Origin of the sequence: Nonomuraea turkmeniaca (assembly GCF_005889735.1) — a bacterium.
GTDB classification, from domain to species: Bacteria; Actinomycetota; Actinomycetes; order Streptosporangiales; family Streptosporangiaceae; genus Nonomuraea; species Nonomuraea turkmeniaca.
Genome location: NZ_VCKY01000321.1, coordinates 1 through 10,170 on the forward strand (window position 1 = coordinate 1; position 10,170 = coordinate 10,170).

The 10,170-nt window shown below is 69.1% G+C and carries 9 protein-coding genes; 5 read left to right on the forward strand and 4 right to left on the reverse strand.

Features of this window, described 5'->3' with window-relative positions; translation table 11 throughout:
- The 4 genes from ETD86_RS59475 to ETD86_RS49275 all read right to left on the reverse strand — a co-directional run.
- On the reverse strand, positions 1-916 hold a 916-nt coding region (locus ETD86_RS59475; RefSeq protein ID WP_138673519.1), incomplete at its 3' end, for an ABC transporter ATP-binding protein.
- Positions 913-1,731, reverse strand: coding sequence for a carbohydrate ABC transporter permease (locus ETD86_RS49265; protein ID WP_138673520.1), 819 nt, complete (start codon positions 1,729-1,731; stop codon positions 913-915). The genes ETD86_RS59475 and ETD86_RS49265, both read right to left, overlap by 4 nt.
- Entirely contained in the window at positions 1,728-2,639 is a 912-nt protein-coding gene (locus tag ETD86_RS49270; RefSeq protein WP_138673521.1) for a carbohydrate ABC transporter permease, read from the reverse strand. The genes ETD86_RS49265 and ETD86_RS49270 overlap by 4 nt, the downstream gene beginning before the upstream one ends.
- A gap of 151 nt (positions 2,640-2,790) precedes the next feature.
- Positions 2,791-4,158, reverse strand: a complete 1,368-nt coding sequence (locus ETD86_RS49275; RefSeq protein ID WP_138673522.1) for an extracellular solute-binding protein — start codon at positions 4,156-4,158, stop codon at positions 2,791-2,793.
- A 206-nt stretch (positions 4,159-4,364) separates the two neighbouring features.
- Between ETD86_RS49275 and prcB the strand changes: the two genes are divergently transcribed.
- The 5 genes from prcB (at position 4,365) to ETD86_RS49300 (ending at position 9,776) form a co-directional block, all read left to right on the forward strand.
- Entirely contained in the window at positions 4,365-5,213 is an 849-nt protein-coding gene (gene prcB / locus ETD86_RS49280; protein WP_138673523.1) for a proteasome subunit beta, read from the forward strand.
- 21 nt (positions 5,214-5,234) lie between these two features.
- A complete protein-coding gene (gene prcA, locus ETD86_RS49285; RefSeq protein WP_138673526.1) occupies positions 5,235-6,044 on the forward strand; it encodes a proteasome subunit alpha in 810 nt (269 codons plus the stop codon).
- 708 nt (positions 6,045-6,752) lie between these two features.
- Positions 6,753-7,277 carry a hypothetical protein gene (locus ETD86_RS49290; RefSeq protein WP_246149435.1) on the forward strand — a complete coding sequence of 175 codons (525 nt, stop codon included), beginning with the start codon at positions 6,753-6,755 and terminating at the stop codon, positions 7,275-7,277.
- Between the two features lie 126 nt (positions 7,278-7,403).
- Entirely contained in the window at positions 7,404-8,762 is a 1,359-nt protein-coding gene (gene pafA, locus ETD86_RS49295; RefSeq protein WP_138673524.1) for a Pup--protein ligase, read from the forward strand.
- Between the two features lie 105 nt (positions 8,763-8,867).
- On the forward strand, positions 8,868-9,776 hold the full coding sequence (locus ETD86_RS49300) for an FKBP-type peptidyl-prolyl cis-trans isomerase (RefSeq protein ID WP_170223719.1): 909 nt from the start codon (positions 8,868-8,870) through the stop codon (positions 9,774-9,776).
- The last annotated feature ends 394 nt before the right edge of the window (positions 9,777-10,170 follow it).

A 10,170-nucleotide genomic window follows, 5' to 3' on the forward strand; every position in this document is an offset into this window, starting at 1 on the left:
TGACGAGGGTGTGGGTGCCGAGGTTTTCGAGGACGGAGACGGTGCCGGGGAAGGCTTCGGGCCGTCCGGTGGCGGACAGGTCCATGTATTCGGGGCGTACGCCGTAGGTGACGTGGTCGCCGGGGGAGAGGCCGGGTGGCACGGGGAAGGTGGCGCCGGCGACGTGCAGTGCGGTGGCGGTGACGTCGGCGGGGAGGAGGTTCATGGGGGTGGAGCCGATGAAGGAGGCGACGAAGGTGCTGCCGGGGCGGTGGAAGATGTCGGCGGGGGTGCCGATCTGGATCATGCGGCCTTGGTGCATGACGGCGATGCGGTCGGCGAGGGCGAGGGCTTCGGCCTGGTCGTGGGTGACGAAGACGGTGGTGACGGCGAGTTCGCGTTGAAGGCGTTTGAGGAAGGTGCGGGCTTCGAGGCGGAGGCGGGCGTCGAGGTTGGAGAGGGGTTCGTCGAAGAGGAACGCGGCGGGGTGGCAGGCGATGGCGCGGGCGAGGGCGACGCGTTGTTGCTGGCCGCCGGAGAGTTCGCTGGGGCGGCGGCGGAGGAGTTCGGTGAGGCTGAGGCGGGCGGCGACTTCGGCGGCTTTGGCGGTGCGCTGCGCGCGGGGGACCTTTTTGATGCGAAGGGGGTAGGCGATGTTGGCGGTGACGTCCATGTGGGGGAAGATCGCGTAGTCCTGGAAGACCATGGCGACGTCGCGGTCGCCGGGCGGGAGGGCGGTGACGTCCCTGCCGTCGATGCGGACGCTGCCGGTGGTGGCGGTTTCGAGGCCGGCGATGGTGCGCAGGAGGGTGGTCTTGCCGCAGCCGGAGGGGCCGAGGAGGGCGAAGAACTCGCCGTCGGCGATGGTGAGGTCGATGCCGTCGAGGGCGCGTACGCCGCCGGGGAAGATCTTGGTGAGGTCGTGCAGGGAGATCACCTTTTGATCCCTCCGTGGAAGCGGAAGCCGTACCGCTGGGAGACGAACAGGTACATGGCGACGACGGGCAGGGAGTACAGCAGGGAGAAGGTGGAGATGAGCTCGAGTCTGGGGGCGCCGCCTTCGGTGTAGAGGGTGTAGAGGATGACGGAGCCGGGGGCTTTTTCCGGGTCGCGCAGCAGGATGAACTGGAAGAGGAAGCCGCCCCAGACGCTGGCCAGGGCCCATACCGCGATGGTGGCGAGGCCGGGCCGGACGAGGGGGATGACGATGTGGCGCAGGATCTGCAGGGGTGAGGCGCCGAAGACGCGGGCGGATTCCTCGTAGGAGGTGGGCGTCTCGTCCATGAAGTCTTTCAGTATGAAGATCGCGGCGGGGAGGAGGCCGCCGGTGACGACGAGGATGACGCCGAGGTGGGTGTCGATGAGGTCGAGCCGGGTGGCGAGTTCGAAGATGGGCACCATGGCGGCGGTGCCGGTGACGACGGACGACAGCAGCAGGAGCAGGTAGAGCAGGGCGTCGCGGCCGGGGACGCGCACCCGTGACAGGGCGTAGGCGGCGAGTGCGGCGAGGGCGACGACGAGCGCGGCGGCGCCGCCTCCTTGGATGAGGGAGTTGCGGATGGAGCCGAGCGCGTAGGGGTTGTCGAGGATGGCGGCGAAGTTGCGCAGCGTGAACTCGGGGATGGACGTGGTGATCGTCGGGGTGTCGTCGAAGGGGGCGCTGGCGAGCCAGAGCATGGGGAGGGTGAAGAAGGCGAGGGTGACGGCGATGAAGAGCGTGGCGGTGAGGCGGCCGAGGACGTGGCGGATCATGCGGGTGGCCCTCCGGCGGCGGCGACCTCCTGCTGGCGGCGCTGGCCGCGGAGCAGCCGCAGGTACGCCAGGGCGAAGACGAGGTTGATGAGCAGGATGAGGAAGGAGATGGCGGCGCCGACGCCGAGCTGGCCGTCTCTGAGCGCGACGCGGTAGACGTACACGGGCAGGATTTCCGAGCGGCCTTCTGGGCCGCCGCCGGTGAGGACGAACGGGGTGAAGTCGTTGAACGTCCACAGGCTGATGAGCAGCAGGTTCGTCAGGATGTGGCGGCGGATGCGGGGGAAGACGACGTCGCGCAGCTGCTGCGGCACGCTCGCCCCGGCGAGGCGGGCGGTCTCCAGGTGGGAGGGGGGCACGTTCTCGAGTGCGGCGGCGTACAACATCATGGAGAACGCGGTGCCGCGCCACACGTTGAAGATGATGATCGACAGCAGCGGGTAGTCGAGCAGCCAGGCGAAGCCGGGGGTGTGGAGCAGGGCGTTGAGTGTTCCTTCGTCGCGGTCGAGCAGCGCGAACCACAGGAAGCCGACGACGGTGCTGGGCAGGATCCACGACAGCAGGACGACGCCTTCGACGATGCGGCGGACGGGTCCGGTGCGGGCGCGCAGGATCCAGGCGAGGGTGAAGCCGAGTCCGGCCTGGCCGATGATGGCGGAGCCGCCGACGTACAGGATGGTCAGCCACAGCGAGGTGAGGAAGCGGGGGTCTTCGAGCGCGCCGGTGTAGTTGTCGAGGCCGACGACCTGGGGGTTGGCGGCGGCCAGGCCGGTGAGCCGATAGTCGGTGAGCCCGAGGTAGATGGTCCACAGCGCGGGGAAGACGAGGAAGACGGCGATGAGGGCGAGCGCGGGCAGGACGAACGCGACCGCCCTGCCCTTGCCCAGTCCTGCGGCGTCAGTGTTCATGGCGATCCTTCGGATCGCGGGTTCGGTCGCTGGGAGCCTGTGTCTTCCTTCGTCTCTTCGGTCGCTTCGCTCCCTGCGTTCCTCAGTCCAGACACAGGCGCTCCCTCACTGGCGATCCTTCGGATCGCGGGTTCGGTCGCTGGGAGGTCCCTCACCCGCCGATGTTGGCCGCGCCACCGACCAGTCCCTCCAGTTTGGCCTGGTAGGCGGAGGCCGCCTCGTCGGCGCTCGTGCCGCTGACGACGGCTGCGGTCGCCTCCTGCAGGGCGGTGGACACCTGCGGGTAGACGGCCAGGCCCGGCCGGTAGGCGGTGGTGGGCAGCACCTCGTCGGCGATGTACTTGAGCATCGGGTCGGCGGTCAGCACTTCGCTGTTGACGTCGGTGCGTGAGCTGATGCGGACCTGCCCGGCCAGCTGCGACTTCGTCGCCGCGGCCGAGTGCATGAAGGCGAGCAGTTCCCAGGCGAGCTTGGGGTTCTTGGAGAACGGGTTGAGCACCCGTACGGCGCCGCCCGACATGCTGACGTGGTCCTGGCCGCGGATGCCGCCGCCGGGCTCCTTGGCGGGGATTCTGGTGTAGCCGACGACCTGGTCGCGGTCCTTCATGGGGGCGACTCCGGCGTTGGGTTCGACGACGGAGCGCCAGAAGTAGTCGCTTTCGGCCAAGATGCCGATCTTGCCTTGCGCGAACTGGGCGAAGGACTTGTCGCGGCCTTTGGCCTCCTGCTGCAGTTTGGGGTCGCCGAGGCCGCTGCCGCCGTAGATCTGCTGGTAGAAGCCGAGCACGTCCTTGACGGCCTGGGAGGCGCCGGTCCACTTGCCGTCGGCGTAGATCTCGGAGCCGGCGCCGGCCAGCAGCGGGAGCACGCCTTGCATGGTGGTGGCCTCCCCCATGGCGGTGCCGGCGTTGATCTGGATGGGGACGGGCACGCCGGCGGTCTTGAGCTTGTTGCCGGCGTCGATGATGTCCTGCCAGCTGGTGGGCTCCCACGTGTCGGGCAGCCCGGCCTTCTTGAAGAGGGTCTTGTTGTAGAACAGGACGCGGCCGTCGGTGCCTTGCGGCAGGCCGTACTTCTTGCCGTCGAAGATGCCCAGCCCCTGCACGGCCTGCGGGATCTGCGACCAGCCTTCCCACTGGTCGACGGCGGGGCCGCCGACGTCGGTCAGCGGCTTGATGTAGCCGGCCTGGGCGAACTCGCCGACCCAGATGCCGTCGACGTCGATGACGTCGGCGCCGGCCTTCGACTTGAGGTCGAGCGCGATCTTCGTCTTGTACTGCTCGTCGTCGACGCCGCTGGGCTGGAAGAGCACCTTGACGTTCTGGTGGGTCTTCTCGAACTCGGGGATCACCCACTGCTTGATCCAGGTGGCCGACTCGGAGTTCTTGCCGCCCTGGATGGAGTTGGCGGCGATGGTGAGGGTGATGCTGCCACTGCCGGAGTCGGTGCCGGTGCCGCAGGAGGTGAGGATGAGGACGGCGGTGGCGGCGATCACCGCAGGTCGGCTGGGGAATCGCATGTCGGCCTCCTGTTCAGGACGTGCAGACATACCGACAATCGCATGGGCTGTTGGCGCCGTAAAGAAACGATCTGGACACGAGGCCCGGCGTTTCGGGCGGTCGCGCAGGTGTGAGGGTTCGCCGTGAGCTGATCGTGGGAAGTGCAGACACCAGCACAACATGAGTAGGGTCGCCCTAGGAACACTGACGATTGGGAGGGAGTCGCGTGGCATCGCACAGGGATCTGCCCGCCGGCTTGGTGGACCATCTTTTCCGTAACACCGGGAGCTCCTCGTTCACGGAGTTCGTGAGCTCTTATGCGCCGGAGTTGCTGCCGCCGCGGGATGAGGTTCTGGCCACTCCGATCGGCGACCAGGTTCCGCACGCGACCACGATCGTGGCCGCCACCATCGCCGGTGGCGTGGTCATGGCGGGCGACCGGCGGGCGACGTCGGGCAACATCATCTCGCAGCGTGACGTGGAGAAGGTGTTCCGCGCCGACGAATACTCGTGCATGGGCATCGCGGGCACGGCGAGCACGGGCATCGAGTTCGCCCGGTTGTTCCGCGTGGAGCTGGAGCACTACGAGAAGCTCGAGGGCCTGGCCATGTCGGTGGCGGGCAAGGCCAACCGGCTGGCCACGATGATCCGGGGCAACCTGGCCATGGCCATGCAGGGCCTGGTGGTGGTGCCGCTGTTCGCCGCCTATGACCCGGACAGGGACGAGGGACGCATCTTCAGCTACGACGTGGCGGGCGGGCCGTACGAGCGGGAGCGGTTCGACGCGATCGGCTCGGGCTCGATCTTCGCCCGCGGCTCGCTGAAGAAGCTCTACCGTGACGGGGCGTCGGCGGACGACATGGCGATGACGCTGATCCAGGCGCTGTACGACGCGGCCGACGACGACTCGGCGACCGGCGGTCCCGATGTGACGAGGAAGATCTGGCCGATCGTGTCGGTGATCGACGCCGACGGTTACCGCCGGCTGGGCGAGGAGCAGGTCTCCGCCTACGTCGACCAGATGCTGGAAGCCCGCATGATCTCGCCCGACGGCCCCATCGCCCCGCTGCGCTAGAAAGGACCACCGCCCGTGTCCATGCCTTTTGGATATGCGTCCCCTGAGCAGATCATGCGGGACAAGGCCGACTACGCGCGCAAGGGCATCGCGCGGGGCCGTTCCGTCGTCGTGCTGCAGTATGTCGACGGCCTGTTGTTCGTGGCGCCCAACCCGTCGCGGGCGCTGCACAAGATCAGCGAGATTTACGACCGCATCGGGTTCGCGGCCGTGGGCCGCTACAACGAGTTCGAGGAGCTGCGGCGCGGCGGCATCCGCTACGCCGACATCAACGGCTTCACCTATGACCGGACCGACGTGACCGGCCGCGGCCTGGCCAACCTCTATGCCTCCAACCTGGGCCGCATCTTCACCGAGTCGATCAAGTCGCTCGAGGTGGAGGTCGTGATCGCCGAGGTGGGTGAGACCCCGGAGGGCGATGCGATCTACCGGTTGACGTTCGACGGGTCCGTGTTCGACGAGCACGGTTTCGCGGCCATGGGCGGCCAGGCCGAGGCGGTGGTCGCCCGGCTGAAGGAGCGTTACCGGGAGTCGATGTCGCTGGCGGACGCGCTGGAGGTGGCGCTGCAGGCGCTGACGGAGCCGGGCGGGGAGCGGCCGCCGGTGGGGCAGCTGGAGGTGGCGGTGCTCGACCGTAACCGGGAGCACCGCAAGTTCCTGCGGCTGACGGGTACGCGCCTGGAGCGCCTGCTCGCCCAGAGCTCCGCCCCAACGTCGGAGTCGGAGTCGGCGTCGGAGTCGACGTCCGAGCCGCTCACGGCCCCGCCGTCCGACACCCCGCCTCCCACCGGCCCCGAGGGTCCCGTGGACGACGGGTCGTCACCCCTGTAGACCGGCTGGTGTGTGCCGGGCCCCCGGCCGCTGCCCGGCTGGTGTCGTTCCCGGGCGGCGGCTTCTGGCGGGTGGTTTCCGGGCGGCGGCTCAGGCCCGTCCACCGCCCCAGCATCTCCTGGCGCTCCGGCGGGTGCGCGGCGCCGAATTGCGGGGAGGCGAATGTGAGGGCGGCAGGCTCCCAGAGGGGCCGTCCTGGGCCGGCCGGCCGTTCGTGGGATGGGTCTGTGAGGCGTCAGGATCCCAGGAGATGTCCTGGGACGATGGTCCGCGGGACTGCGGTCTCTGAGGCGCCTGGGCTCAAGGTGGCGGTTTCCCGGGCCGGTCGTTCCATGGACGCCATCGCTCCGCGGTGCGTGACCCGCGCCGGGGCAGTCGGCACGTGCCCGCTGATGCGGCCGGGGGCGCCGACTGGAGGAAGCCGTGCGGCGCACGGTCTGCGCAGGCATCGGGTCGGAGGGCCTTTTCGGCATGCGCCTCGGCCCGGCCGCCCCGGGCCCGGCGGGCCCGGCGGTGGATTCCTTGCGTGGGTGGCCGACGGTGGGCTGCCGGCGCTGGGCGCCCGGGCCGGTGGTGCAGAGGTGGGTCCTTGTGCGCCCCGTGCGGTCGCCGGAGGCGGCCGGGGTCGAAGGGCGGCCGGGCAGTGATGTGATCTGTATCACCATGAATCGCCCGAACCGGACGGTGTGATCGAGGATCTCAGAATCCGTGAACACTTCCATGCGGACCCTCCTGGCAGGAGGCGCGGCCGCCGCGGTGATGCTGACGTCCGGGGTGGCCGCGCACGCCGCCACCGCGTACCCGAACTACAAGGCGCCCAAGATCTTCGGCACCTCGTTCCAGCCCGACCCGAAGCACGACTTCACCAAGGGCATCCACTCCCGCCGCAACGGCATCCTGCGCGGCTGGATCACCGACGTGCGGGGCGCCGTCGCGGAGTACGAGCCGATCAAGTGGAAGAAGGGCACCCACACCGAGGGCAACTTCGTGGGCCCGCCCGAGGGGGACGCCATGGCGTACGCCTCGCCCATCGCCAAGGACGTGGTGTTCCTGTCGGCGTACGGCTGCGTGTCGTCCATGACGGACCTGACGGTGAGCAGGAAGACCGGCTTGGGCAGCAAGAAGTGCTCCAGGGCCACGCTGATCAAGCGGCACGACCGCATGCCGGTGCCCGCGCTCATCACCGTGCACAAGGGCAGGATCGTCAAGGTTCAGGAGATCTATACGCCGTGACGCGCGCGTTGCGGGCACCCGCGCCCCGTGGGGGCGGGCGCGGGACGGAGCGTGCCGTTCGGGCGCGGCGGAAAACACCTGGGAAGATCTCTCCCGCTCGCCGATCCATGGGCATAGTGTGAGGTGATGGATCGTCGCATCTTCGGGCTGGAGAACGAGTACGGCGTGACCTGCACGTTCAGGGGGCAGCGCAGGCTGTCGCCCGACGAGGTCGCGCGCTACTTGTTCCGGCGGGTCGTGTCCTGGGGCCGATCGAGCAACGTCTTCCTCCGCAACGGCGCACGTCTGTACCTGGACGTGGGCAGCCATCCTGAATACGCAACACCTGAGTGTGACAACGTCATCGAGCTCGTCACCCACGACAAGGCGGGCGAGCGCATTCTCGAGGGCCTCCTCGTCGACGCTGAGAAGCGGCTGCGCGAAGAGGGCATCGCAGGTGACATCTACCTGTTCAAGAACAACACGGACTCGGCCGGCAACTCTTACGGCTGCCACGAGAACTACCTGGTCGGCAGGCACGGGGAGTTCGGGCGGCTGGCGGACGTGCTGATTCCGTTCCTGGTGACGCGGCAGATCGTGTGCGGGGCCGGCAAGGTTCTGCAGACGCCCCGCGGCGCCGTCTATTGCGTGTCGCAGCGGGCCGAGCACATCTGGGAGGGCGTCTCCAGCGCCACCACCCGGTCCCGGCCCATCATCAACACCCGTGACGAGCCGCACGCCGACGCCGAGCGGTTCCGCCGCCTGCACGTCATCGTGGGCGACTCCAACATGAGCGAGACCACGATGCTGCTCAAGGTCGGCGCGACCGACCTGGTGCTGCGCATGATCGAGGCGGGCACGGTGATGCGCGACCTGTCGCTGGAGAACCCGATCAGGGCGATCCGCGAGGTCTCCCACGACATGACCGGTCGCCGCCGGGTGCGCCTGGCCAACGGGCGGGAGGCCTCCAGCCTGGAGATCCAGCAGGAGTACCTGTCGAAGGCGAAGGACTTCGTCGACCGGCGCGGCGGCGACGCCATCGCGCACCGGGTGCTGGAGCTGTGGGAGCGCACGCTGCGCGCGGTCGACACCGGCGACCTCGACCTGGTGTCGCGGGAGATCGACTGGGTGACGAAATACCAGCTCATCGAGCGCTACCGGAAGAAGTACGATCTGCCGCTGTCGTCGCCGCGGGTGGCGCAGCTCGACCTCGCCTACCACGACGTGCACCGCAAGCGCGGTCTGTTCTACCTGCTGCAGAAGCGCGGCTCGGTGGAGCGGGTGGCGTCCGACCTGAAGATCTTCGAGGCCAAGTCGGTGCCGCCGCAGACGACCCGGGCGCGGCTGCGCGGTGAGTTCATCCGCAAGGCGCAGGAGAAGCGCCGCGACTTCACCGTCGACTGGGTGCATCTCAAGCTGAACGACCAGGCGCAGCGCACCGTCCTGTGCAAGGACCCGTTCCGCAGTGTGGACGAGCGGGTGGACAAACTCATCGCCGGGATGTAGCGACCGGTTTACCTCGGCCCTACCTGAGAGTCGGGTAGGGTGACGCGAATCTGCCGTCTTTTCCGAGGGAAGCGCATGCGCCGCGTTCTGGCCATTCTGGCCGCCATGCCTCTGATCTTGTTCGCCGCCGCGTGCGGCTCCGAAGAGAGCCCCGCGACCGGCGCCCCCGCCGGGGGTTCGGCGGGGGTGAAGGTCACCGGGAATGTGGGCGCCAAGCCCACGGTGACCTTCCCCTCCGGCTCGCCCGCGACGAAGTCGTCGTACGAGGTGATCCAGCCGGGCACCGGCGCCGTGGTCAAGGCCGGCGACAAGGTGATCGTCAACCTCACCGTCTACAACTGGGACGGCAAGGGCAACGCCGTCCAGGGCTCCTCGTACGACACGAAGGCGCCCGAGACGATCCCGATCAACGAGCAGCTGCCGCAGGTGCTGCAGGAGGGCTTCACCAAGGTCAAGCACGGCGGGCGGCTGCTGGCCGTGCTGGCCAACGACTCGCTCGCCCAACAGCAGCAGCAGCAGACCACGCCGGCCGAGCCGACCAAGGTGTTCGTGATCGACGTGGTCGGCGCGCAGGCACCGGCGCTGAAGGCCGCCACCGGCAAGGAGACCGGCCAGAGCATCAAGGGCGTCCAGGTCGAGAACCCGGGCGGTGAGAAGGCGCCCACGCTGACCACGAAGACCAGCGAGAAGCCTTCGGACAAGCTCGTCGTCAAGACGATCATCGAGGGCACGGGGGCGAAGGTGCAGCCCACCCAGACGCTGACCGTGCACTACACGGGCAAGATCTGGGGCACCGACAAGCAGTTCGACTCCAGCTGGGAGCGGGGTCAGCCGGCCGAGTTCCCGCTCGCCCAGGTGATCCAGGGATGGCAGCAGGGGCTGGCCGGGGTGCCGGTCGGCAGCCGGGTCGTGATGAGCATTCCGCCGGCCCTGGGGTACGGCGACCAGGCGCAGCAGAACATCCCCGCGAAGAGCACGCTGGTGTTCGTCGTGGACGTCCTCGCCGCGTACTGACCGGTTCCTTGAGAAGCGCGGTCGGCGCGCACGATGTGTCAGCCGGCCGCGCTTCGCCATGCCCACGCCCGCAGGCGCCACGCCTTACGGGTGAGTGAGCGCCCGGCCGGCCGCTCGGCACCTGTCGGTGTAGGGCGGAGCATGCTCGATAGGCCGCGGCCGGCCCGCCGGGTGCGCCCTCGGATTGCCCTGACAGCGCGTGGGCGGTCGGACGCCAGCACGCCCGCACCGCCGGCCGGGCCGCGGGCGACCCGGCCGGCGGTGCGGAATGGCGATGGGGCTCGGCGGTGGTGCGGAATGGCCACGGTGCTCGGCCGGTGGTGTGGAGCGTCGAGGGCCCGGCCCGTGGGGTGCTCTGGCTAGGGTGAGCGGCGCCGGGGCTGTGGGGTGGTGT